This is a genomic window from Phenylobacterium conjunctum (assembly GCF_042679085.1).
In the GTDB taxonomy this organism is placed as follows: domain Bacteria; phylum Pseudomonadota; class Alphaproteobacteria; order Caulobacterales; family Caulobacteraceae; genus Phenylobacterium; species Phenylobacterium conjunctum.
In genome coordinates, this window is the sequence record NZ_JBHTLQ010000009.1 from 1 (window position 1) to 20,694 (window position 20,694).

General features: G+C 69.8%; 27 protein-coding genes. 17 read left to right on the top strand and 10 right to left on the bottom strand.

Annotated elements, in window-relative coordinates:
* Positions 1-282: 282 nt before the first annotated feature.
* Positions 283-1,377 (bottom strand): NADH:flavin oxidoreductase, encoded by a 1,095-nt coding sequence (locus ACFQ27_RS05655; protein WP_377352918.1) that lies wholly within the window; start codon positions 1,375-1,377, stop codon positions 283-285.
* A 130-nt stretch (positions 1,378-1,507) separates the two neighbouring features.
* On the opposite strand from ACFQ27_RS05655, the gene ACFQ27_RS05660 reads away from it, so the two are divergent.
* Entirely contained in the window at positions 1,508-1,717 is a 210-nt protein-coding gene (locus ACFQ27_RS05660; protein WP_377352919.1) for a hypothetical protein, read from the top strand.
* Between the two features lie 47 nt (positions 1,718-1,764).
* Positions 1,765-2,409: an FABP family protein gene (locus ACFQ27_RS05665; RefSeq protein ID WP_377352920.1), complete on the top strand. Its 645-nt coding sequence runs from the start codon at positions 1,765-1,767 to the stop codon at positions 2,407-2,409.
* Here the strand turns inward: ACFQ27_RS05665 and ACFQ27_RS05670 are convergent.
* Positions 2,406-2,792 (bottom strand): RidA family protein, encoded by a 387-nt coding sequence (locus ACFQ27_RS05670; protein ID WP_374348034.1) that lies wholly within the window; start codon positions 2,790-2,792, stop codon positions 2,406-2,408. The two genes, ACFQ27_RS05665 and ACFQ27_RS05670, sit on opposite strands and share 4 nt — an antisense overlap.
* Positions 2,793-2,848: 56 nt before the next feature.
* On the opposite strand from ACFQ27_RS05670, the gene ACFQ27_RS05675 reads away from it, so the two are divergent.
* The 3 genes from ACFQ27_RS05675 to ACFQ27_RS05685 are packed head-to-tail and all read left to right on the top strand — an operon-like array spanning position 2,849 to position 4,922.
* Positions 2,849-3,571, top strand: coding sequence for a hypothetical protein (locus tag ACFQ27_RS05675; RefSeq protein ID WP_377352921.1), 723 nt, complete (start codon positions 2,849-2,851; stop codon positions 3,569-3,571).
* Positions 3,571-4,440 carry an alpha/beta hydrolase family protein gene (locus ACFQ27_RS05680; protein WP_377352922.1) on the top strand — a complete coding sequence of 290 codons (870 nt, stop codon included), beginning with the start codon at positions 3,571-3,573 and terminating at the stop codon, positions 4,438-4,440. Before ACFQ27_RS05675 ends, ACFQ27_RS05680 begins: the two co-directional genes overlap by 1 nt.
* Positions 4,437-4,922 carry a ribonuclease H gene (locus ACFQ27_RS05685; protein ID WP_377352923.1) on the top strand — a complete coding sequence of 162 codons (486 nt, stop codon included), beginning with the start codon at positions 4,437-4,439 and terminating at the stop codon, positions 4,920-4,922. The genes ACFQ27_RS05680 and ACFQ27_RS05685 overlap by 4 nt, the downstream gene beginning before the upstream one ends.
* Positions 4,923-5,060: 138 nt before the next feature.
* Here ACFQ27_RS05685 and ACFQ27_RS05690 read toward each other — a convergent pair whose 3' ends face one another.
* Both ACFQ27_RS05690 and ACFQ27_RS05695 read right to left on the bottom strand, forming a co-directional pair.
* Positions 5,061-5,492 (bottom strand): PaaI family thioesterase, encoded by a 432-nt coding sequence (locus ACFQ27_RS05690; protein ID WP_377352924.1) that lies wholly within the window; start codon positions 5,490-5,492, stop codon positions 5,061-5,063.
* A 10-nt stretch (positions 5,493-5,502) separates the two neighbouring features.
* Positions 5,503-6,132, bottom strand: coding sequence for an NUDIX hydrolase (locus ACFQ27_RS05695; RefSeq protein ID WP_377352925.1), 630 nt, complete (start codon positions 6,130-6,132; stop codon positions 5,503-5,505).
* A gap of 56 nt (positions 6,133-6,188) precedes the next feature.
* Here ACFQ27_RS05695 and ACFQ27_RS05700 point away from each other — a divergent pair, with 56 nt between their 5' ends.
* Complete coding sequence (locus ACFQ27_RS05700) at positions 6,189-6,581, top strand: hypothetical protein (protein ID WP_374348047.1); 393 nt, start codon at positions 6,189-6,191, stop codon at positions 6,579-6,581.
* Here ACFQ27_RS05700 and ACFQ27_RS05705 read toward each other — a convergent pair.
* Complete coding sequence (locus ACFQ27_RS05705) at positions 6,578-7,225, bottom strand: glutathione S-transferase family protein (RefSeq protein ID WP_377352926.1); 648 nt, start codon at positions 7,223-7,225, stop codon at positions 6,578-6,580. The two genes, ACFQ27_RS05700 and ACFQ27_RS05705, sit on opposite strands and share 4 nt — an antisense overlap.
* 151 nt (positions 7,226-7,376) lie before the next feature.
* Between ACFQ27_RS05705 and ruvC the strand changes: the two genes are divergently transcribed.
* From ruvC to tilS, 11 genes are all read left to right on the top strand, one after another.
* Positions 7,377-7,892: a crossover junction endodeoxyribonuclease RuvC gene (gene ruvC, locus ACFQ27_RS05710; RefSeq protein WP_377352928.1), complete on the top strand. Its 516-nt coding sequence runs from the start codon at positions 7,377-7,379 to the stop codon at positions 7,890-7,892.
* Entirely contained in the window at positions 7,889-8,515 is a 627-nt protein-coding gene (gene ruvA / locus ACFQ27_RS05715; RefSeq protein WP_374348055.1) for a Holliday junction branch migration protein RuvA, read from the top strand. The genes ruvC and ruvA overlap by 4 nt, the downstream gene beginning before the upstream one ends.
* Positions 8,512-9,549 (top strand): Holliday junction branch migration DNA helicase RuvB, encoded by a 1,038-nt coding sequence (ruvB, locus tag ACFQ27_RS05720; protein ID WP_374348057.1) that lies wholly within the window; start codon positions 8,512-8,514, stop codon positions 9,547-9,549. The genes ruvA and ruvB overlap by 4 nt, the downstream gene beginning before the upstream one ends.
* Before the next feature lie 105 nt (positions 9,550-9,654).
* Entirely contained in the window at positions 9,655-10,095 is a 441-nt protein-coding gene (gene ybgC, locus ACFQ27_RS05725; protein WP_374348059.1) for a tol-pal system-associated acyl-CoA thioesterase, read from the top strand.
* Between the two features lie 73 nt (positions 10,096-10,168).
* Positions 10,169-10,876 (top strand): protein TolQ, encoded by a 708-nt coding sequence (gene tolQ, locus ACFQ27_RS05730; protein ID WP_374348061.1) that lies wholly within the window; start codon positions 10,169-10,171, stop codon positions 10,874-10,876.
* Position 10,877: 1 nt separating this feature from the next.
* Positions 10,878-11,375, top strand: coding sequence for an ExbD/TolR family protein (locus ACFQ27_RS05735; RefSeq protein ID WP_374348063.1), 498 nt, complete (start codon positions 10,878-10,880; stop codon positions 11,373-11,375).
* 9 nt (positions 11,376-11,384) lie between these two features.
* Positions 11,385-12,209, top strand: coding sequence for an energy transducer TonB (locus tag ACFQ27_RS05740; RefSeq protein WP_377352930.1), 825 nt, complete (start codon positions 11,385-11,387; stop codon positions 12,207-12,209).
* A gap of 17 nt (positions 12,210-12,226) precedes the next feature.
* The gene (gene tolB, locus ACFQ27_RS05745) at positions 12,227-13,525 is read left to right on the top strand and encodes a Tol-Pal system beta propeller repeat protein TolB (protein ID WP_374348068.1); all 1,299 of its coding nucleotides are present in this window, start codon (positions 12,227-12,229) and stop codon (positions 13,523-13,525) included.
* A gap of 145 nt (positions 13,526-13,670) precedes the next feature.
* The gene (pal, locus tag ACFQ27_RS05750; protein ID WP_374348070.1) at positions 13,671-14,204 is read left to right on the top strand and encodes a peptidoglycan-associated lipoprotein Pal; all 534 of its coding nucleotides are present in this window, start codon (positions 13,671-13,673) and stop codon (positions 14,202-14,204) included.
* A gap of 135 nt (positions 14,205-14,339) precedes the next feature.
* Positions 14,340-15,194, top strand: a complete 855-nt coding sequence (ybgF, locus tag ACFQ27_RS05755; protein WP_377352931.1) for a tol-pal system protein YbgF — start codon at positions 14,340-14,342, stop codon at positions 15,192-15,194.
* Positions 15,182-16,420: a tRNA lysidine(34) synthetase TilS gene (gene tilS / locus ACFQ27_RS05760; protein ID WP_377352932.1), complete on the top strand. Its 1,239-nt coding sequence runs from the start codon at positions 15,182-15,184 to the stop codon at positions 16,418-16,420. Before ybgF ends, tilS begins: the two co-directional genes overlap by 13 nt.
* Here tilS and ACFQ27_RS05765 read toward each other — a convergent pair.
* The 5 genes from ACFQ27_RS05765 to ACFQ27_RS05785 form a co-directional block, all read right to left on the bottom strand.
* Positions 16,417-17,271, bottom strand: a complete 855-nt coding sequence (locus ACFQ27_RS05765; protein WP_374348077.1) for an alpha/beta fold hydrolase — start codon at positions 17,269-17,271, stop codon at positions 16,417-16,419. The two genes, tilS and ACFQ27_RS05765, sit on opposite strands and share 4 nt — an antisense overlap.
* A gap of 73 nt (positions 17,272-17,344) precedes the next feature.
* Complete coding sequence (locus ACFQ27_RS05770) at positions 17,345-17,854, bottom strand: hypothetical protein (protein ID WP_377352934.1); 510 nt, start codon at positions 17,852-17,854, stop codon at positions 17,345-17,347.
* A 120-nt stretch (positions 17,855-17,974) separates the two neighbouring features.
* The gene (locus ACFQ27_RS05775; RefSeq protein WP_377352935.1) at positions 17,975-18,742 is read right to left on the bottom strand and encodes a M23 family metallopeptidase; all 768 of its coding nucleotides are present in this window, start codon (positions 18,740-18,742) and stop codon (positions 17,975-17,977) included.
* 201 nt (positions 18,743-18,943) lie between these two features.
* Positions 18,944-20,362, bottom strand: a complete 1,419-nt coding sequence (locus ACFQ27_RS05780; protein ID WP_377352936.1) for an NAD(P)(+) transhydrogenase (Re/Si-specific) subunit beta — start codon at positions 20,360-20,362, stop codon at positions 18,944-18,946.
* Positions 20,363-20,377: 15 nt separating this feature from the next.
* Entirely contained in the window at positions 20,378-20,692 is a 315-nt protein-coding gene (locus ACFQ27_RS05785) for an NAD(P) transhydrogenase subunit alpha (RefSeq protein WP_374348086.1), read from the bottom strand.
* Between the last annotated feature and the right edge of the window lie 2 nt (positions 20,693-20,694).

Sequence of the window (20,694 nt, forward strand, 5' to 3'; positions counted from 1 at the left end):
TCTGGTTAGGACTATCTGCTAGAGCGCCGCCGCCTGCGTTTCTCTTTCCAATTCAACGATGTCAAAGACCGTGACCGGCTCTCGCCCGCCCCACTGTTTAGCGCCGGTGGCCGGCGGAGGCGGCTATCTAGGGGGCCGCCCTTCCCGTGTCAATCAGTCATTTGAAGACTTTTTGACACCGCCTGGAATGCTTTGGCCGGTTGGCCGCCGCCCCCGCAGGAGGGCGGCTCTAAAACCCCGCCCAGCGGAAAGAGTCAACCCCTGTTGCGCGAATTCCGAGGATTAGGCGTTCGCCTCTTCCTTGGCCACGAAGCCCGGCCAGCTCGACATGTAGGTCACAAAGGCCGGCCCAAGGCCTTCCGCCTTCAGGTGGTCCTTCGTCACCGGCAGGGCGATCGGCGCGAAGTCCGGGTCGGCCGCCACCTTCTTGGGATAGTCGTGGTGCAGGATGGCCGCCCGGCCGATGAGGGCGAAGTCGGCCCCGGCCTCAAGCACAGAGCGGGCCTGGGCGGCGGTCATGATCTTGCCCGCCACGCCCAGCCGCACGTTTCCGCGCGGCAGCTCGGTGAAGTAGCTCATCAGGCTGCGCCCCTTGAACGCCTCCTCCACCGGCTCCTTGAAGACATCCCACAGGGACATGTCGAGATAGTCGATCTTGCCGGCCGCCAGGATCCGGCGCGACGCCTCGATGATCTCCGACAGCTGCAGGCCGAAGCGCTCCGGCGACAGACGCAGGCCGAGATTGAAGTCCGGCCGACACCGCGCCCGCACCCCGTCGATGATCTCGATGATCAGCCGCAGGCGGTTCTCCAGCGAGCCGCCATAGTTGTCGGTGCGCTTGTTGATCTCCGGGCTCAGGAACTGACACAGGATGTAGCCGTGCGCCCCATGGATCTCGACGCCGTCAAAGCCGGCCTTGTCGGCGCGCACGGCGGCGGTGATGAAATCCTCCCGCAGTTGGATCACCTCGGGCAGGGTCAAGGCCCGGGCGCCGCTCTCCGGGTCATCAGAGGGACAGACCGGGGCCTGGCCGCCGATCAGCTCCTTGGGCGTGCGGTTGCCGGCATGGTGCAGCTGCACCACCGCCAGGCTGTCATCGGCCTTGATGGCGGCCGCCAACCGGGTCAGGCCCGGCAGGTGGTCATCCGACCAGATCCCCAGCTGGCCGGGAAAGCCCGCCCCGATCTGCTGGACGTGCGCCGCACAGGTCATGGTCAGGCCGAACCCGCCCTTGGCCCGCATGGTCAGCCAGTGGAACTCGTCGTCCGACAGCTTGCCGTCGGCGTGGCTCTGGCTGTTGGTCAGGGGCGCCAGCATGAAGCGGTTCTTCATGGCCGGGCCATGCGCGAAGCTTAGGGGGGCGAAGAGGTCGGTCATGGGCCAAGCCTTGGCTGCATCTTTTGAGGGGGCCCTATTTGCGCTGGCGGTCCCTGCGGAACAAGGTGGACGCTGCGTCAACAGCACTCAGGATTTCTGGACGCTGGCCCACCCATGCTATGAACACCCCATGAGCGCTGAGAAGAAGCCTGAGGTCGTGGACCTCTCCCAGTACAAGCGAGCCAGGGCCGACGCCGAGCAGCAGACCCGGGCCAAGGCCAAGGTGGACGCCAAGGCCGCGCGAGAGCCCCTGCTGGGCCGCCGCCCCAAGGCCGGGCTGATCCTGGGCCTGCTGATCCTGGTCCTCGCCGCCGTGGTCCTGCTGCCGCGCCTGCTCTAGAGCGCGGTCCATTCCCGACATCCCACACCCCGGCTGAAGAGGACCCCATGGGCGAGCTTCCCGACGACATCTTCACCGAGCCCGAAGACGTCGATCCGAACACCCTGGCCAATCTGGGGCCGCTCACCCGGCTGGCCGGGATCTGGGAGGGCGCAAAGGGCGTCGATATAGCCCCCAAGGCGGACGGACCTGAACGGCGGGCGTTCATCGAGCGGGTCGAGATGCAGCCCATCGATCCCCAGGCCAACGGCCCGCAGCTGTTCTATGGCCTGCGCTATTCCATCCACATTGTCGCTTCGGACGAGCCGGGGACCTTTCACGACCAGGTCGGCTATTGGCTGTGGGAGCCCGCCACCGGCCTGGTGATCCAGACCCTGGCCATCCCGCGCGGCCAGGTCGCCCTGGCCGGCGGCCGGGCCAAGCCGGACGGCGCCGGCCTGGTGGTCGAGGCCCGCCGCGGCTCCACCGAGTTCGGCATCGCCTCGCAAGCCTTCCTGGAACAGGCCTTCCGGACCGACAGCTACACCCTGGACATCACCTTCCACGACGACGGGACCTGGTCCTACGTCTCCGACACCCTGCTGGTGGTGCGCGGCCAGGGTGAGCCTTTCCTGCATCGGGACCGCAACACCCTCACCAAGGTCGGGGAGCCGACGCCAAACCTGAAGGCGCGACTGGAAGCCGGGGGCTAGTCCTCGATCACGGCGTCGATCTCGACCTCGACCAGCCAGTCGGGGTCGATGAAGCCCTTCACCTCGACGAAGGTGCAGGCCGGATTGATCCCGGCGAACCATTCGCCGTGCACATCGGCGGCTTCGCGCCAGCGGGTGATGTCCGTCAGCATCATCCGGGTGCGGGTGACGTGCGCGCGCCGGGCGCCGGCCTCCATCAGGGCCTGTTCGGCGATCTCGAAGCAGCGCCGCGTCTGGCCGGCGACATCGCCGGGGCAGGCGGTTCCACCGGCCGCGGCGATTGGCGCGGTGCCCGCCACCACCACATAGGGACCGGCCCGCACCGCGCGGGAGAATCCGATCACCGGCTCCAGGGGCGAACCCGAACGCACCAGCTTGCGCATGCCGCTTCCTTCCATCAGGACTTTGGAGACGTGTGTTGGGGGAAGGACGTCCAAGATTGCAACAGCCGACCGACCTCAGCGGCGTGCTCGACGCCCTGGCGCCTCTCAGACCGCCCTCGGCGCCCTTCATTGTCGGGATCACCGGCGCGGTCGCCGCGGGCAAGAGCGTCTTCGCCGGCCAGCTGGCTGAGGCGCTGTCGGCGCGCGGCGAGCGGGTGGAGAGCGTCTCCACAGACGGCTTCCTGATGACCAACGCCCGGCTGGCGGAGCTCGGCCTCACCGACCGCAAGGGCTTCCCGGAAAGCTATGACCACACGGCCCTGGCCCGGGCGCTGACCGAGATCCGCCTGGGGCCGTCGACTTTCCCGGCCTATTCCCACATCACCTATGACGTGGACGAGACCCTGGCCCGGCGGATCGATCCGCCCGACGTCCTGATCCTGGAGGGCCTGGCCCTGCGCCGGCCGGAGACCGGGCCGGCCAAGCTGTTGGACGCGCTCATCTATATCGACGCCGAGGAGGCCGACCTGGAGGCCTGGTACGTCGCCCGCTTCCTGGGCTTCTGGGCCGCTGCCGAGGACGATCCGCAGAGCTTTTATTTCCGCTTCCGCCACATGGACGAGGCCGCCGTGACGGGGCTGGCCCGCATGGTCTGGGCGCAGGTGAACCTGAAGAACCTGCGCGAGCATATCGTGGACGCCCGCGCCGTCGCCGACCTGGTCATCCGCAAGGGCGCTGACCACGCCATCCTGACCCTTGAGACTTCTGGAGCCGCCTGATGATCCGCGCCCTGACCCTCGCCCTGCTGATGGGCGCCGCGACCTCGGCCGCGGCGGCCCCGTCTTCCGTCATACCCGCCGCCATCTATACCGACCCGCCGGCGGACAAGGCGCACCCGGCCAGCATGGAGGTTCTGCACATCCCTTCGGGCGGGGTGGAGATCAACGCGATCGCCTATCTGGCCACCGGCGCCGGGCCGCACCCGACCGTGATCCTGTTCCACGGCCTTCCCGGCAATGAGAAGAACCTCGACCTCGCCCAGGCGATCCGCCGCGCCGGCTGGAACGTGGTCGCACCCAACTATCGCGGGTCGTGGGGCAGCCCCGGGAACTACCGCTTCCGCCAGAACCTGGCCGACGCCGACGCGGTGCTGGCCTTCGTCCGCGATCCCGCCAACACCGGCCGACTGCGGATCGACACGCGCCGACTGGCGCTGGTCGGCCATTCCATGGGCGGCTGGGTGGCGGCGAACACCGCCAGCCACGACACCGGCTTGATCGGCGTGGTCACCATCTCGGCGGGTGACGCCGGCGCCATGGCCTCGGCCCCGCGCGCCGGGGTCGTCGCCACCATGGCCGACAACCGGGAAGCCCTCGCCGGCGTAACCCCGGAAAGCATGGCCGACGAGGTGGCGACCCTTGGCGACACCGCCTTCCCGAAGATCGCGCCCGGCCTGAAAGCCACACCCTATCTGGCGCTCACCTCCGATGACGGTCTGGCCGGGTTCACGGACGCCCTCGTCGCGGGGGTCAAGGTCGCCGGCGGAACCAAGGTCTCGACGGCCCATGTCGCCACCGATCACAGCTGGTCCGACCGGCGGATTGATCTGGAAGCGCGGATCATCACCTGGCTGCAGGGCCTGAAGTGAGCCTGAAACTCTGGATCGCGACGGCCTTTGATCCCGTCTACGGCAATGGCGGCTGGGCCTATGTGCGCGCTGACGCCGCCGGCCTGAGCGGCAAGGCCGGCGGGGAGCGTCGCACCACCGCCGGCGCGCTCGGGCCGCTGGCCATCGCCGCGGCCCTGGCGGATGTCGACCTCAAGACCCCGCTGACTGTCTATGCGTCGCCGGCGCTTGCGGCCGGCCTCGCCGCCCTGCCCGTCTGGGCCGCCGCAGGCTGGCGCACCGACGACAACGAGCCGGTCCCTGACCGCGTCCAATGGGAGCCGCTGCTGCCGAAGCTGGGCGCCCGGCCGCTCACCGTGCTGGCGGCGCCGCAGGGCGCCGACACGCCGACGGCCTTCTGCGCCGCCTGGGCCGAGCTCGGCCGCGACAAGGCCAAGGCCACGGGCAAGCCCTTCGCCAGCGCGATCCCGAAGCCGAACCTGTCGAAGGTGAAGGGCCTCTAGAAGTCCTCCCCCGCGTGCGGGGGAGGGGGACCGCGAAGCGGTGGAGGGGGCGTGACGGGGCTCAGAGTGGGCGGACGCCCCCTCCACCGCCGTTCGGCGGTCCCCCTCCCCCATTTGCATGGGGGAGGATTAGACGCTTCACCCCCTCGGGTAGAGGATCACCTGGGTGCAGCGGAAGGCGGCCATCAGCTTACCGGTGGCGGCGTCCTCGACGCGGGCGTCCCAGACCTGGGTGGTGCGGCCGCCATGCAGCAGGCTGGCGATGCAGACCGCCTCGCCCTCGCGCAGGGTGCCGACGAAGTTGCACTTCACCTCCGCCGTGGTGAAGCCGCTCGCCCCCTCCGGCCAGGCGGTGGAGACGCCATAGGCGCACAGGATGTCGGCGACGCTCAGCACCGCCCCCGCCAGCAGGAAGCCGGTATGGGCCACCAGCTCGTCGCGCACCTTGAACCGCCCGACGACCTTGCCGTCGGCGACCTCGGTGATCTCCAGGCCCAGGTGGCCGGGCAGCTTGCCGACATTGGCCTGGTTCAGTTTCTCGACGCTGGTGTGGTTGCTGGTCGCGGCCATCGGCCTGCTCCTATTTCCAGGCGAAGACCGGCTGTTCCAGCTCGGCGACGCGGGTGACCCGGCCTGCGATCAGCTCGCGCAGCTGGTAGACGAGGGCCGCCGTCGGGGCGCGGATGTGATGGCCGCCGCCGATGTCCAGGCGGATCAGCGGCCGCGGGCTTTCGGGGATCGTCTCAAAGGCCACCGAGGCGTCGTCGGCGATGATGTCCAGGCGGATGCAGTGGACAGACGCCACCTCCTCCGGGCTCGGATTGAGCGCCGCCAGGTCCTCGACCCAGGCCACCACCGGCGCGATCGCATAGCCGGAGCGGGTCGGATAGTCGTCCAGCACGCCCAGGATGGTGTCGGGTCCGGCATCCAGGCCCAGCTCCTCGCGCAGTTCGCGCAGGGCCGCCTCCTCCAGGGTCTCGCCGGGGTCGCAGCGCCCGCCGGGCAGGGCCCACTGACCGCCGTGGGCGCGCAGGGTCATGGCCCGCCGGGTCAGGATCACCGCCGTCTGGCCCGAACCGTCGTCGGCCGGCGCCAGGGCGGCGACCACGGCGGCCCGCTTCAGGTCAGCCCCCTCATAGGCCAGACGCGGAAACGCCCGGCAGCGCTCCAGCAAGATCTCACGAAAAGCCGGGGTGAAGGCGTGGGTCATGCCAATTCCCTATCAGGGGTCATTGGGCCTAAACAGGCCAAAACAGGAGCCCGCCCATGTCCGACCTCGACGACGACGCCTTCGACGGCGGCGGCTATGACGTGGATGATTGGAACCGCCTTGTCCCCTTCACCGGTCGGGTGGCCACGCTGGATGACGTCCAGGCCAAGCGCGCCGTCTTCGCCCTGGGCGACACCGAAGACCCGCGCGTCCTCGATATGGACCTGCCTCAGCCGGTGATCTGGTGGGAGGAGGATGGCGAACAGGCCGCCGTGGTCGTCCAGGCCGAGGTGCACATGAGCCCAGAGGGTGAGGAGATGCAGGTCCTGGGCCTGATCCTGCCCGACGGCGACGCCGCCGTGGCCCTGTTCGACGACGTCGATCTGGTGGACGACACCGACCCCACCTGGCGGGACCTGGTCGACGCCGCCATCGGCGACGAGGGCTAGCCACCGCTCTCCAGGAAAACCTGGCGCTGCGCCTCGAAGGCCCGCTGGAACGCCGGCCGCGCCTCGCCGCGCGCCACATAGGCCGCGATCCTCGGATGCGCCTCCAGCAGGGCGGAGCCCTTCAGGCGGCGCAGCACATTGATCATCACCAGGTCCCCGGCGCTGAACGCGCCCTCCAGCCACTCGGCCTCGCCTAGCCGGGCCGCCAGCTGGTCCAGCCGAGTGCTGATCCGCGCCTCCAGCATAGCCTGCCGCGCCGCGAACCAGGGCTCATCCTTCTCCAGCATCCCCGCCATGGACCGCTCGACGATCGGCGGCTCCAGCGTGCTGAAGGCCGCGAACATCCACATGATCGCCTGCGCGCGCCCAGCCTCGTCCGTGGGCAGCAGCCCCGTATGGGTCTCGGCGATCCGCAGCACGATGGCGCCGGACTCGAACAGGCTCAGCCCTGGCTCCTCATAGGTCGGGATCTGGCCAAACGGGTGCAGGGACAGATGTTCCGCCTGCTTCATCTCCGCGAACTCGACCAGCCGGACCTCGTAGGCCTGGCCGACCTCCTCCAGCGCCCACCGCACGCCGAAGTCTCGCGCCAGTCCCCTGCCCCGGTCGGGCGCGGCCTTGAAGGCGGTAAGGGTCGGGGTCATCGGCGGGCTCCTGTCTGGGCGATGGTCAGCATGACATGACGACCCGAGGACGCACCATGCCGGCCGGGTCCGACAACCCCTCCTTAACCCTTCCCCGGTCACATGCCGCGCTGTAGGAACATATACTGAACGTCGCGACTCGAAGGGCCGTATGATTCCGATCCGCATCCTTGGCCTCGACCCGGGTCTCCGCCGCACTGGCTGGGGGGTGATCTCGGCCGAGGGGTCGCGGCTGACCCACATCGCGCACGGGGTGATCGCGCCCAAGGAGACCTTGGCCTTCGCCGAGCGGCTGCTGGTCCTGCTGGAGGGGATCGAGGCGGTGATCGCCGCCCACGCCCCCCACGAGGCCGCGGTGGAGGAGACCTTCATGAACAACAACGCCGCCTCGGCCCTGAAGCTCGGCCACGCCCGGGCCATGGCCCTGGTCGCCCCGGCCCGCGCCGGGCTGGTCGTGGCCGAATACGCCGCCACCGTGGTCAAGAAGTCCGTGGTCGGCACCGGCGGGGCGGACAAGACCCAGGTCGGCTTCATGATCCGCCGCCTGCTGCCCACCGCCGGCGAGACCACCGCCGACGCCGCCGATGCGCTCGCCATCGCCATCGCCCATGCCCACGCCCGCACCTCGCGGACCTTGGCCCAGCGCACCGGAGGGCGTGCGGCATGATCGGGCGTCTGCGGGGACTGGTGGCCGAGGTCGGCGAGGAAGAGGCCCTGATTGACGTGGGCGGAGTGGGCTATGTGGTGCGCTGCGGGGCGCGGACCCTGTCGCACCTGCCGCCGCTGGGCGAAGAGACGGTGCTGCACGTCGAGACCCAGTGGACCGAGAGCGCCGGCATGAAGCTCTACGGCTTCCTGGGCCGCGATGAGCGTCGGGCCTTCCTGGCCCTGCAGGCCATCCAGGGCGTGGGGCCAAAGGCGGCGCTGGCCGTGCTCGACGTCCTGCCGCCGCCCGAGCTCGCCGCGGCCTGCGCCCGCGAGGACAAGGCCGCCGTAGCCCGCGCCAACGGGGTGGGGCCAAAGCTGGCCCAGCGCATTGTCACCGAACTGAAGGACAAGCCGATCACCGACGGTCCGGTCGCGGCCTTCCACGCCCAAGGGGTGGCGGCGTCCCAGACGGCTGCGGCCCCCGCGCCGTCAGCCACCGGCGAGGCGGTCGCGGCCCTGCTCGGCCTTGGCGTCGCCGAGGTCAACGCCCGCCGCGTGGTCGAACAGGCCGCCCTGCGCCTGGGCGAGGACGCTCCCGTGCAGGCCCTGATCAAGGCCGGCCTGCAGGAGCTTGGGCGTTGACCCGCCTGATCTCCGGCGATGCTGAGCCCTTCGAGGGCGGGTCGGACCGCGCCCTGCGACCGCAGACCCTGGCCGAGTTCGTGGGTCAGGAGCAGGCCAAGGCCAACCTCAAGGTCTTCATCGAGGCCGCCCGCACCCGTGGCGAGGCCCTGGATCACGTCCTGCTGTTCGGCCCGCCGGGCCTGGGCAAGACGACGCTGGCCCAGATCGTCGCCCGCGAGCTGGGCGTGAACTTCCGCGCCACCTCCGGCCCGGTCCTGGCCAAGGCCGGCGACCTGGCGGCGATCCTGACCAATCTCGAACCGCGCGATGTCCTGTTCATCGACGAGATCCACCGCCTAGCCGCCAATGTGGAGGAGATCCTCTATCCGGCCATGGAGGACCACGTCCTCGACCTGATCATCGGTGAAGGGCCCTCGGCGCGGTCGATCCGCATTGACCTGGCCCCCTTCACCCTGGTCGCGGCCACCACCCGCGCGGGCCTGTTGGCCACCCCCTTGCGCGACCGCTTCGGCATTCCGCTCAGGCTCGAATTCTACACCCACGCCGAACTGGCCAAGGTCCTGGCCCACGCCGCCGGCAAGCTGGGGGTGGGCCTGACCGCCGATGGCGCGGCCGAGATCGCCGCCCGCTCCCGCGGCACGCCCCGGGTCGCCGGCCGGCTGCTGCGCCGGGTCCGCGACTTCGTGAACGCCGACGGGGCGGAGACCATCGACGCTAAGGGCGCCGCCAAGGCCCTGGCCCGCCTGGACGTCGACCCCGCCGGCCTGGATTCCCTGGACCGCCGCTATCTGCGCGCCCTGATCGAGAACTATGGCGGCGGCCCGGCCGGGGTGGAGACGCTTGCCTATGCGATCGCCGAGGCCCGTGACGCCGTCGAGGACGTGATCGAGCCCTATCTGATGCAGCAGGGCTTCATCCAGCGCACCCCGCGCGGCCGCGTCGCCACCGCCCGCGCCTACGCCCAGATCGGCCTCACCCCGCCGCCCCAGATGCCCAGCGGCGGCCAAGGCGCGTTGTTCGACGAGGGGTGAGCCTGCAAGCGCAGCGCTTGCCCCACGGCCCCAAATCAAACATCACCAAGCCTTGGTTCTCTAAGACCTGGGTCCCCGACTTCGCGGGGATGAGCGGATGGAAGCATGACCACCGAACCCTCCTGCGGCTGGATCGAGGGCCGTGAGCACTGCCTGCCAGTGCGGATCTATTACGAGGACACCGACTTCACCGGGGTCGTCTATCACGGCCAGTATGTGCGGTTCTTCGAACGCGGCCGCTCGGACTTCCTGCGCGCGGCCGGCATCGACCACTCCGCCTTGCTGGATCGCGAGGACCCGGCGGCTTTCACCGTCGTGCGCATGAGCCTGGACTTCAAGCGGCCGGCCCGGATCGACGACGCCCTCCTGGTCCGCACCACCTATGACGAGGCCAAGGGGCCGCGCCTGTTCATCACCCAACGCATCACCCGCGGCGCCGAGCTGATCTGCGAGGCTAAGGTCGAAGCCGCCTGTATCGACCTCAAGGGACGGCCCAGGAAGCCTCCTGGGGGACTCCTGGAGACGCTTCGGCCTCTCTTTTGCTAGGACTAGGCCTCAAGTTCGCCACTGGTCTGTTACAGACCACCTGACCAAGCCGCCCAACGGAGCCCAAGACCTGATGGACGCCGCCGCCACGACGATCACGCCCGAGACCTTCTCGTTCATCTCCCTCTTCCTTCGCGCCGACTGGGTGGTGAAGGGGGTGATGATCGGGCTGGGCCTCGCTTCCCTGTGGTCCTGGACCGTCATCGTCGACAAGCTGGCCCGCTTCACGGTGCTGAACCGCCAGGCCGACCGCTTCGAGGGCGAGGTCTCCTCCGGCCGCAGCCTTGAGGACATCGCCCAGGAAGCCGGCGAGCGTCCGAAGCACGCCCTGCCCCGCATGCTTCAGGGCGCCCTGCGCGAATGGCGTGACGCCCGGGCCAAGGGCCTGACCACCGACACCCAGGCCGCCTTCCTGGTGCAGCGGATCGACCGGGTGCTCGACACCACCATCGCCCGCGAAGCGCTGCGGGTGGAGGACGGCCTTGGGTCGCTCGCCATCGTCGCCACCGCCAGTCCGTTCGTGGGCCTGTTCGGCACGGTCTGGGGGATCATGCACTCCTTCCAGGCCATCGCGATCCAGAAGAACACCAACCTGGCCGTTGTGGCGCCCAACATCGCCGAGGCCCTGTTCGCCACGGCCATCGGTCTGATCGCCGCCATCCCGGCCTATATCGCCTACAACAAGTTCTCCACCGACGCCTCGCGCTACACCGCCCGGCTCGAGGGCTTCGCCGACGACCTGTCCACCGCCATCCAGCGCCGTATCGCGGAGCGGTCCTGACATGGCCCTGTCGACCCATGACGCCTTCGCCGCCGGCGGCGGGGGCGGACGACGCCGGCGGCGCGGCCGCCGCGGCGCCCTGTCCGAGATCAATGTGACGCCCCTGGTGGACGTGATGCTGGTGCTGCTGATCATCTTCATGATCTCGGCGCCGCTGCTCACCGTCGGCGTGCCCGTGGACCTGCCCAAGACTGAGGCCGGCGCCATGGAGGACCAGAACGAGCCGATCACCATCTCCATCAAGGCTGACGGTTCGCTCTATGTGCAGGAAAACGCGGTGGCCTTCGCCGGCCTCTCGCCGCGGCTGAAGGCCATGGTGGGCGGAAACACCAAGCGCCCGATCTATGTGCGCGCCGACGGCCGGGCGGCCTATTCCATCGTCGCCCAGGTGATGGCGGCCCTGTCCACCTCGGGCTTCACCTCGATCAACCTGCTCACCGACACCGGCGGGCCCTCGTCCGGGGCCTCGACGCCGGTCGAGCCCAAGCCCGCGCCTTAAGGCTCAGGCATGCAGGAGCGGTCCGATTTCTCGCTGGCGATGGTCGTCTCCGTGCTGCTGCACGCGGGCGCCCTGGTCTTTGCGCTGATCTCGTGGCCGCAGGAGCGCGCCCTGCCCATCGGCGGCGCGGTCGCCATCAATGTGGTGCCCAACTCGGCCATCACCGACATGCGCGCCGCCGCCGAGGCGCCGAAGGAACAGACCGGCCAGACTGAAGCGCCTGAGCCCGACGCCCCGCCCGAAGCCGCGCCGCCCTCGCCCCAGCCGACCCCGAAGCCGACCCCTGCGCCGCCCCAACCCCAGGCCGCCGCCAAGGCTGCGCCCAAGCCGGCCCCGCAGGCCCCGACCAATCCCAACGCCAAGGGCCAGAAGAAGCCCGAGGCCAAGCCCACGGGCCTCGATCTCGACGCTCTGGCCGCCTCGCTGGCCAAGTCCAAGCCCTCCGGCGGCAAGGCCTCCTCCGCCGCCAAGGGGCCGACCCGGCCGGAGACCGCCCTGCAACAGCGCCTGGCGGCCGGCGCTGGGCGCGGGCTGTCGGCCAATGCTGCGGCGGGCCTGGCGTCTGAGCTGATGCGCCGCTGGAACCCCAACTGTGAGGTCGAGGGCGGCCGGGCCGTGAAGGTCCGGGTCACCTTCACCCTGGGCCTGGGCGGCCAGATCGTCGGCCCGGTCAACGCCGGCGGGGCCGAGGACTCCTCCAACGCGGTGGTCAAGGCCGCCGCCGACCGCGCCATCCGGGCGGTCTACAAGACCGCCGCCGACAACGCCTTTCCAAGAGAGACCTACGGGAACACCTGGGCCCCGACCTTCAACGCCCAGGAAGCCTGCAGCTGAGCCTCGGAGACCGACCCATGCGCCTGAAGACCCTGTTCCTGGCCCTCGCGGCCGTGATGGCGGCCTCCGCGGGCCTCGCCCCGGCCCCGGCCAGCGCCCAGATCGAAGTCGACGTCAACAAGGGCGACATCCAGCCCCTGCCGATCGCGATTCCCGCCTTCGGCGGCCAGCGCGGCGCCGATATCGCCCAGGTCATCACCGGCAACCTGGAGCGCTCGGGCCTGTTCAAGCCGGTCGACCAGGCCGCCTTTATCGAGAAGAACCTGAACGTTGCGGTCCAGCCGCGCTTCCCGGACTGGAAGGCGATCAACGCCCAGGCCCTGGTCAACGGCCAGGTGACGGTCGAGGGCGGCCGGCTGCGCGTCGACTTCCGCCTGTGGGACGTCTTCTCCGAACAGCAGCTGCTGGGTCTGCAGTTCACCTCGACGCCGGAGAACTGGCGCCGGGTCGCCCACAAGATCTCCGACGCCGTCTATGAGCGGCTGACCGGGGAGAAGGGCTATTTCGACACCCGCATCGTCTTCGTGGCCGAGAGCGGCGGGCGCCTGAACCGCACCAAGACGCTCGCCATCATGGACCAGGACGGCGCCAACCCGTCCTACCTGACCGACGGCTCCTACATTGTCATGTCGCCGCGCTTCTCCTCGACCAGCCAGGAGATCACCTACATGACGCTGAAGCCCGAGGGCTCGGCCATCTACCTGTTCAACCTGGAGACCGCCCGTCGCGAGTCGCTCGGCCAATTCCCGGGGATGGTCTACGCCCCGCGCTTCTCCCCCGATGGCGGCCGCGTGGCCTTCTCCGTCGAGCGGGGCGGCAACAGCGACATCTATGTGATGAACCTGCGCAGCCGGACGAGCGCCAAGCTGACCAGCGACCCGGCCATCGACACCTCGCCCTCCTTCTCGCCGGACGGCTCGCGGATCGCCTTCAATTCCGACCGCGGCGGCTCGCCCCAGCTCTATGTGATGAATTCCGACGGCTCGGGCGTGCAGCGCATCTCCTTCGGCTCGGGCCGCTACACCACCCCGGTCTGGAGCCCGACCGGCGAGTTCATCGCCTTCACCAAGCAGACCGGCGGCGAGTTCCACATCGGCGTGATGCGCGCCGATGGCTCCGACGAGCGGCTGCTGACCACCAGCTATCTGGATGAAAGCCCCACCTGGGCGCCCAACGGCCGGGTTCTGATGTTCAGCCGCGAAACGCCTGGCGGCCCGCCGCGTTTGTGGACAGTGGATGTGACCGGCCGAATCCTGCGCCCCGCCCCCTATCCGGGCTCGGCGTCTGACCCCGCCTGGTCGCCTCTGCTGAACTAGACCGCTCAACCCGCAAGAGAAATCAGGTGTAAGGGAAACATAGTGGCGTTTCTCTGCCATGTGCGGGACAAGAAAAAGCAGTTAGAGTTTTGGAATTGGCGCATCCCGCGCCGTCGCCGAACCCCAGCCTGAGGAGAAGCCCAAGATGAGCTTCAGCACCAAGCAAGCCCTTCGACTGGCGCTTGTCGCGGCCTGCGCCGTGTCCGTCACCGCTTGCGCGTCCAAGCCCAAGCCGACCCCGTCGACCCCGACGGCGCCGCCCAGCTATCCGACCCAGCCCTCCGTGCCGCCCGGCCCGAACGGTCCGGTCCCCGGCTCCGTGCAGGACTTCGTCGTCAATGTCGGCGATCGGGTCTATTTCGACTTCGACCAGTTCGACATCCGCGCGGACGCCGGCCCGATCCTGAACGCCCAGGCTCAGTGGCTGCTGCGCTATCCGTCGGTGATGATCCGCATCGAAGGCAACGCCGACGAACGCGGCACCCGCGAGTACAACCTGGCCCTCGGCGCCCGCCGCGCCAACTCTGTCCGCGACTACCTGATCGCCCGCGGCGTCCAGGCGGCCCGCATCTCCACCGTCTCCTTCGGCAAGGAACGCCCGATCGATCCGGGCACCTCCGAGGAAGCCTATCAGCGTAACCGGAACGGCCACACGGCCATCACCGGCGGCGCGCGGTAAGCGTACAGTTCGAGGAGAGTATCGGAGGGGGCCCCGCAAGGGCCCCCTCTTTGCGTCTGGCCCCCAGGATCCGCACTGGACTTGAGCCCGGCCCCGGCCCCATTTTGGCCCCGCAACCGAAGTGATGATGAGACCATGAGCCTGCGCCGCCTCGCCCTGCCGTTCGCCTCCATCCTGGTCTTGGCCACCGCCGCCCCGGCCCTGGCCCAGACCCCGATCGACCCACTGGACGCCCGCGATTCGCGCCGGGTTGACCGCATGGAGCAGGTGCTTCGTGAACTGCGCGGGATCGTCTTCCAGGGCCGCGACTCCGGAAAGCCCGTCGTCGTCCAGCCGGCCGAGACCGACTACCAGCTCCAGGAGCTGACCCGCCGGCTCAGCGACCTCGAACAGACCCTGACCCGTCTGAACGGCGCCCTGGAGACCACCACCTTCGGCCTGACCCAGGCCCGCCGCGACGTGGACGCCCTGAAGGCCGAGAACGCCGTGCTCAACGCCCGTATCGCCAAGCTGGAAGCCGGCGCCGTCGCCCCGGCCCCGACCGCCGACGCCGGTCTGGCCGGCGCGACGGCGGGCCAGGCCGCGCCTGCCGCCCCGGTGCAGACCGCGGCCGAGGCCTTCACCCAGGCCCGGCAGATCATGCTGAGCGGCGACTATGCCGGCGCCGAGGGCGCCTTCCAGGACTTCGTCGAGCGCTATCCGGACTCCAGCCGTGGGCCGGAGGCTCGCTACTGGCTGGGCAAGACCCAGAGCGCCCGGGGCGCCAACGCCGACGCCGCCACCTCCTATATCGGCGCCATCCGCGGTTGGCCGCAGACCAGCTGGGCGCCCGACGCCGTGGTCGAGCTGGCCCGGTCCCTGATCGGCCTGAAGAAGCCTGACGACGCCTGCCAGGCCCTGGCCGAGTTCAAGCGTCGCTATCCCAAGGCGCCCCAGGCGGTGCAGAACCGGGCCGCCGCCGCGCGGACCCAGGCCAAGTGCGCGGCCTAAAAGAGGCCGTCCGCGCCCGTCTCGACGCGCGCCTGAACCCGGACAGTCGAGCCCCCCTGGCGGTCGCCCTGTCAGGGGGATCTGACTCCCTGGCCCTGACGATGATGGCCGCGGCCTGGGCTGAGCGTCACCATCGCCGCCTGCTGGTGCTCACCGTCGATCACGGCCTGCGGCCCGAGAGCGCCGGCTGGACCGAGCTCTGCGCCGGCCACGCCCGCCGCCTTGGCGCCGACTTCCAGGCGTTCTGCTGGCGCGGCGACAAGCCCCTCACCGGGCCCGCCGCCGCCGCCCGCGCCGCCCGCCACGCCCTGCTGGCCGACGCTGCACGGCAGGCGGGGGCCAGCGTCATTCTGATGGGTCACACCGCCGATGACCTCGCCGAGAGCGCCGCCATGCGCGCCGCCGGGGCCACGACACCGGACGCCCGCGAATGGTCGCCCTCTCCGGTCTGGCCTCAAGGGCGCGGCGTCTTCCTGTTGCGCCCCTTGCTGGATCAAGGCCGGGCCGTCCTGCGCGCGTGGCTGGCGGCGCAAGGCGAGACCTGGATCGAGGACCCCGCCAACAGCGACTTGCGATTCGCCCGCGCCCGCGCCCGCGCCGCCGGACCCTCGGCGGCGGCCACGCCGCGCCAGGCGCCGGACCTGCGGTCACTTGGGCGTGCGGTCACCGAGACCCTGGACGGCGGCCTGACCCTGCCTCGCCAGGCCCTGCGGATGGCGCCGCCCGACGCCGCCAGAGCCTTTGTCGCGGCCTGCGCCCTCAGCGCCGCCGGAACCTCCAGCCCGCCGCGGGGGGACCGGCTGGATCGGCTCACGGATCAGCTGCGCGGGGCGGCGCCCATGGTCGCCACCCTGGCCGGCGCGCGCATCGAGGCCGATGGAGAGACCCTCGCCTGGCGTCGGGAGCCGGGCGAGTTCCGCCGAGGCCAAAGCCCGGTGTTGCGCCTCGCGCCCGCCGAGACCGGGGTCTGGGACGGTCGGTTCGAAATCACCGCCAACCACGCCTTGGAGATCGCGCCGCTGGTGGGCCGCACGGCCAGCCTGGCTGAGCCTTCCGCCCGCGCCCTGCGCCAGGTTACGGCTTCGGCCCGCGGCGCCCTGCCCGCCCTGAAGACCGCCGCCGGCCTCGTCTGCCCGCTCCTGCAGCCCACGCCGGGCGTCAAGATGCGCGCCCTCGCCCTGGCGCGGCTCCAGGCGGCGTGCGGTCTGGTGGTCCGCGAGCCCTAGGCCCTCAGGACGTGATGGACGCCGTCGATGATCGGGTCGGCAAAGGCCTTGCCCAGCAGGCTGGCGTGGGTCGCGCCGGCGACATCGACCCGATAGCCGGCGTTGGAATGATCCGCAGGCGCGCTCTGCATGGCCTTGATCGCCGGCGGGACCCGCGAGGCGCCCGCCGTCACCACCGCCACCGGCAGGGCCGGATCATAGGCCTCGCGGCCCTGGCGTGAGGTGTCCGGCCAGGCCTGGACCTCGGCCGCCGCCCACTTGGCGTGGGAGGCCAGGCCATAGATGCGCCGCTTCTCAGCCGAGGCCTCGCCCTCCAGCCCGATCAGGTCGCCGATCACCAGCGACACCGGCCGCATGAAGCCCAGGTGCGAGAACCGGCCCACCAGGTCCATGGCCCGGCGATAGCCATGGATCGCCTTGGCGACGCGGGGATGGTCGATCATGTCCGGGGTGACCGCGTCCACCAGGACGAGCCCGCGGATCCGGTCACGGTTGCGGGGCGTGAACACCCGCAAGAGGTTGCCCGCCATGGAATGGCCGACCATCACCAGCGGCCCGGTCTCCCCCGCATGGGCCAGCAGGGCCTCAAGGTCCTCGGCGATCGCCTTGCCGTCGCGGGGCGCAGGCCCTGGATCGGAATAGCCCAGGCCCGCCCGGTCATAGGCCAGGCTGGCCAGACCCTGGGCCGCCAGCCTGGCCTGGACCACGGCCCAGTCGGCGGCGCAGCCGAAGGCGCCGCATTCGAACACGATCAGCGGCTGGTCGGACCTTGTCCCGGCGCGGACGGCCCGCAGGCGGCGGCCGCCGATATCGATCAATTCGCCACGACCGGGGTGCAGTCCGGAGCTCACATGCGCCTCCGCAAAGGGAACCAGGCCCGAGACTTAGGAACCTCGGCCCCCCTCGCGCAAGCGCCCGGCGCAGCTATTTCCAGGTCAGGGTCTGGGGCGCCCCAGGATCCCCATAGTCCAGCTCGATGCGGGTCACCGTCTTGGCGCCGGCCGGCACCGTGAAGGGCGAGCGCACCGTGGTCGGCTTGTTGCCGACCAGCGCCCCGCCGTCGAAGCTGACGCGCACCTCGCGCACCCCCTGGTCCGGCTGGGCCAGCCAGGCCGGCTTGCCCTTGGGGTCACCAGTCTCCTCGGTGATCTGGAAGAACCGCTTGGTCTGGGACAGGCCCGCATACCAGGTGACGTTCAGGACCCCGCCCTGGACGCGCCAGATCGGCGTCAGGGTCATCTTGGCGGAGTAGCCGTTCTTGCCCTGGATGCTCAGGGTCTGGCCGGCCAGGACGCCGTCCTCACCTTCAGCCACAGGTATCGAGAAGCTGGCGGGCGCCGCCGCCGCGGCGGTCGAGGCCGCCTCATCCTTCTTGGCGCAGGACGCAAGCACGAGAACCGACGCGAGCAAAAGCCCGCCCGTCACTAAACGCATGGTCGTCTCCCCCTAGATTATGGGGTGAGCCTGCGCCTGCGCCGGGTTGCGGACAATAGGCCTCTGCAACCGCCTATTTTTGACGGGTTTGCGCAAAACCGGGCGCTTAATCGCGCCGAATCAGTCGGCGCTGCGTTGCAGGGCGAGCTGGGCCAGGCGCAGGTCGGGGGGCAGGCGGCCGCGGCGGTTCTTGGCCTTGGCCTTGGCGATCTTGGCCGCCATCAGGGCGCGCTTGCTTTCCGGAATGGTCGAGACGGTGGCCAGGCGCACGCGCGGCGAGACGGTCTCGGCCATCTCCACCGGCAGGTCATCGGCGGTGGCGAAGCGGCGGTTCAGGAACAGGATCGGATTGATCGGATCGCCGCCGTTGCGGATTTCCAGGTGCAGGTGCGGCCCAGTGGAGGTGCCGCCATTGCCGATGCGGGCGATGGGCGTGCCCGCCGCCACGGCGCGGCCCACGCGCATCTTGCGCTCGACCGAGCCCAGGTGGGCGTAGAAGCTGGTCAGGCCGCCGGGATGCTTGACCTCGATATAGGTTCCATAGCCGCCGGCCACGCCGCGCCCGACCACCACACCATCGGCGACGGCCAGCACCTTGGCCCCGGCGTCGGCGGCGATGTCGACGCCCTCATGCAGGCGGCCATGGTCCTCCCAGGGCAGCTTCCGCAAACCCCAGGGCGAGATGATCTTGCGGCCGGGCACCGGTTCGCCGAACGCCAGGAAGGGCGGCCCCTCGGGTTCGGGCGACGCTTCGTCGGCGATCTCCTCGACCATCGGGGCGGCTTGCGCCTGGCCAGGGCCGATCTCGCCGGGGAGGGCGGCATGGGCCACGGCGATGACGGCGAGCGCCAGGATGCAGGCGCCCAGAAGCGCCAGCGCCCAGCTCATCCAACCCTGTCCGCGGGACGTTTCCGTCAAACCCAGACCCCACACACCGCGCCGCGCTCTCGGCGGCTTTGCAGAGCCTTTGTCCCGCAATTGCGCGGAGAATTGGTTAAGTGCGGGGCGACATTCCGGCGCAGCGGGGCCGCAAACCAAAAGGGCTCCTCCTTGCGGAGGAGCCCTCTGGATCTGTCGAGGTCTGGAAGATCAGAGCCCCTTGATGATGCCTTCGACCATCTTCTTGGCGTCCCCGAACAGCATCATGGTGTTGTCGCGGAAGAACAGCTCGTTCTCGACGCCCGCATAGCCGGAGCTCATGCCGCGCTTCACGAACAGCACGGTGCGGGCCTTTTCCACGTCCAGGATCGGCATGCCGAAGATGGCGCTGGTGGGGTCGGTCTTGGCGGCCGGGTTGGTCACGTCATTGGCCCCGATGACGAAGGCCACGTCGGCGGTCGGGAACTCGGCGTTGATGTCCTCGAGCTCGAAGACCTCGTCGTAAGGCACATTGGCCTCGGCCAGCAGCACGTTCATGTGCCCGGGCATGCGGCCGGCGACGGGGTGGATGGCGTACTTCACCTCGACGCCCTCCTCCTTCAGCTTGTCGGCCATTTCGCGCAGCGCATGTTGCGCCTGGCTGACCGCCATGCCGTAGCCGGGGACGATGATCACCTTCGATGCGTTCTTCATGATGAAGGCCGCGTCGTCGGCGGAGCCCTGCTTCACGGGGCGGGTCTCGACCTTGCCGCCGCCGGCCGCGGCCGCCGAGTCGTCAGCGCCGAAGCCGCCCAGGATCACCGAGATGAAGCTGCGGTTCATGCCCTTGCACATGATGTAGGACAGGATCGCGCCGGAAGAGCCGACCAGGGCCCCGGTGATGATCAGGGTGACGTTCTCCAGGGTGAAGCCGAGCGCCGCGGCGGCCCAGCCCGAATAGGAGTTCAGCATCGAGACCACGACGGGCATGTCCGCGCCGCCGATGGGGATGATCAGGGTCACGCCGATCAGCAGGCTGAGGGCGAAGATCGCCCAGAAGGCCCACATGGCCTGGCCGTGGCTCAGGACCAGCAGCACCACCAGGGCGATGATGGCGCCGGCGATGGCGATGTTCAGCAGGTGGCGGGCCGGCAGCAGGATCGGCGCGCCGGACATGTTGCCGTTCAGCTTGGCGAAGGCGATGACCGAGCCGGTGAAGGTGATGGCGCCGATGGCCAGGCCCAGGGACAGCTCGATCAGCGAGTTCACGTGGATCGCGCCCACCTCGCCGATGCCATAGGCGGCCGGTGTGTGGATGGCGGCGACCGCCACCAGGCAGGCGGCCATGCCGACCAGGGAGTGGAAGGCGGCGACCAGCTGCGGCATCGAGGTCATGGCGACCTTGCGGGCGATCATCGCGCCCACGCCGCCGCCGATGGCGACGCCGCCGCCGATCAGGCCGAGCGTCAGCGGGTCAAGCTTGCCTTGGCTGAACAGGGTGACCAGGGTCACGCCCACGGCGATGGCCATGCCGATCATGCCATTGCGGTTGCCCGCCTGGCTGGTGACCGGACTGGAAAGGCCCCGAAGAGCCAGGATGAAGAGCACCCCTGAGACGAGGTACAGGATGGCGGCGAGATTGGCGTTCATGATCCGTCTCGCCCCTTACTTCGTCTTCTTCTTGTACATGGCCAGCATGCGCTGGGTGACGAGGAACCCGCCAAAGATGTTCACCGCGGCGAAGGCCGCGGCGACCGCGCCGGCCCCTTTCGAGATCATCACATTGGGGGTCAGTCCCCCGGTCCCGGAGGCCGCCGCGGCGATCAGGGCGCCGACGATGATCACCGAGGAAATCGCGTTGGTCACGGCCATCAGCGGCGTGTGCAGGGCGGGCGTCACGCTCCAGACCACGTAGTAGCCGACAAAGATCGCCAGCACGAAGATGGCCAGGCGGAAGACAGTGGGATCGACGGCTTCCATGA

What these genes read in the sequence shown, in the direction of transcription:
- ACFQ27_RS05655 (WP_377352918.1), bottom strand. Translation starts at nt 1,377, where the DNA reads ATGACCGACCTCTTCGCCCCCCTAAGCTTCGCGCATGGCCCGGCCATG.
- ACFQ27_RS05660 (WP_377352919.1), top strand. Translation starts at nt 1,508, where the DNA reads ATGAGCGCTGAGAAGAAGCCTGAGGTCGTGGACCTCTCCCAGTACAAG.
- ACFQ27_RS05665 (WP_377352920.1), top strand. Translation starts at nt 1,765, where the DNA reads ATGGGCGAGCTTCCCGACGACATCTTCACCGAGCCCGAAGACGTCGAT.
- ACFQ27_RS05670 (WP_374348034.1), bottom strand. Translation starts at nt 2,792, where the DNA reads ATGCGCAAGCTGGTGCGTTCGGGTTCGCCCCTGGAGCCGGTGATCGGA.
- ACFQ27_RS05680 (WP_377352922.1), top strand. Translation starts at nt 3,571, where the DNA reads ATGATCCGCGCCCTGACCCTCGCCCTGCTGATGGGCGCCGCGACCTCG.
- ACFQ27_RS05690 (WP_377352924.1), bottom strand. Translation starts at nt 5,492, where the DNA reads ATGGCCGCGACCAGCAACCACACCAGCGTCGAGAAACTGAACCAGGCC.
- ACFQ27_RS05695 (WP_377352925.1), bottom strand. Translation starts at nt 6,132, where the DNA reads ATGACCCACGCCTTCACCCCGGCTTTTCGTGAGATCTTGCTGGAGCGC.
- ACFQ27_RS05700 (WP_374348047.1), top strand. Translation starts at nt 6,189, where the DNA reads ATGTCCGACCTCGACGACGACGCCTTCGACGGCGGCGGCTATGACGTG.
- ACFQ27_RS05705 (WP_377352926.1), bottom strand. Translation starts at nt 7,225, where the DNA reads ATGACCCCGACCCTTACCGCCTTCAAGGCCGCGCCCGACCGGGGCAGG.
- ruvC (WP_377352928.1), top strand. Translation starts at nt 7,377, where the DNA reads ATGATTCCGATCCGCATCCTTGGCCTCGACCCGGGTCTCCGCCGCACT.
- ruvA (WP_374348055.1), top strand. Translation starts at nt 7,889, where the DNA reads ATGATCGGGCGTCTGCGGGGACTGGTGGCCGAGGTCGGCGAGGAAGAG.
- ybgC (WP_374348059.1), top strand. Translation starts at nt 9,655, where the DNA reads ATGACCACCGAACCCTCCTGCGGCTGGATCGAGGGCCGTGAGCACTGC.
- tolQ (WP_374348061.1), top strand. Translation starts at nt 10,169, where the DNA reads ATGGACGCCGCCGCCACGACGATCACGCCCGAGACCTTCTCGTTCATC.
- ACFQ27_RS05735 (WP_374348063.1), top strand. Translation starts at nt 10,878, where the DNA reads ATGGCCCTGTCGACCCATGACGCCTTCGCCGCCGGCGGCGGGGGCGGA.
- ACFQ27_RS05740 (WP_377352930.1), top strand. Translation starts at nt 11,385, where the DNA reads ATGCAGGAGCGGTCCGATTTCTCGCTGGCGATGGTCGTCTCCGTGCTG.
- tolB (WP_374348068.1), top strand. Translation starts at nt 12,227, where the DNA reads ATGCGCCTGAAGACCCTGTTCCTGGCCCTCGCGGCCGTGATGGCGGCC.
- pal (WP_374348070.1), top strand. Translation starts at nt 13,671, where the DNA reads ATGAGCTTCAGCACCAAGCAAGCCCTTCGACTGGCGCTTGTCGCGGCC.
- ybgF (WP_377352931.1), top strand. Translation starts at nt 14,340, where the DNA reads ATGAGCCTGCGCCGCCTCGCCCTGCCGTTCGCCTCCATCCTGGTCTTG.
- ACFQ27_RS05770 (WP_377352934.1), bottom strand. Translation starts at nt 17,854, where the DNA reads ATGCGTTTAGTGACGGGCGGGCTTTTGCTCGCGTCGGTTCTCGTGCTT.
- ACFQ27_RS05775 (WP_377352935.1), bottom strand. Translation starts at nt 18,742, where the DNA reads ATGAGCTGGGCGCTGGCGCTTCTGGGCGCCTGCATCCTGGCGCTCGCC.
- ACFQ27_RS05780 (WP_377352936.1), bottom strand. Translation starts at nt 20,362, where the DNA reads ATGAACGCCAATCTCGCCGCCATCCTGTACCTCGTCTCAGGGGTGCTC.
- ACFQ27_RS05785 (WP_374348086.1), bottom strand. Translation starts at nt 20,692, where the DNA reads ATGGAAGCCGTCGATCCCACTGTCTTCCGCCTGGCCATCTTCGTGCTG.